General features: G+C 37.6%; 1 protein-coding gene. It reads right to left on the bottom strand.

Annotated features, from left to right (window positions below):
- Positions 1 to 93: 93 nt before the first annotated feature.
- The coding region (locus tag KJS65_RS29590; protein WP_213653288.1) for a hypothetical protein at positions 94 to 279 on the bottom strand (186 nt) is incomplete at its 5' end.

Below are 279 nucleotides of genomic sequence, written 5' to 3'. Positions count from 1 at the left end.
TTTCGCTGCTACTCTTATTTACTTGGTCAATAAATTGACACAAGCAGCTAAAAGGATATTTCTAAAACGCAAATTCGTTTCGTTATCTAGTTTTCAAGGATCAAGACCGGCTCTCATGTCATTCCCATAAGTGGAATGAGCAGAATCGGCATTTGAAAGAGTGTTTGCTCTCTCAAAACTGAGCAACGAGTGAGTGAAATTTTTACGAAGTAAAAATACTTCGAGAGCATTATCTTGCTGTATTTGAATGTTTCCACTCGGGAAACGATTCTCCATAGA

Source organism: Paenibacillus sp. J23TS9, assembly GCF_018403225.1.
In the GTDB taxonomy this organism is placed as follows: Bacteria; Bacillota; Bacilli; order Paenibacillales; family Paenibacillaceae; genus Paenibacillus_AQ.
Note: the sequence above shows the minus strand (reverse complement) of the source record. Positions and strands in the feature narration are given on the sequence as shown.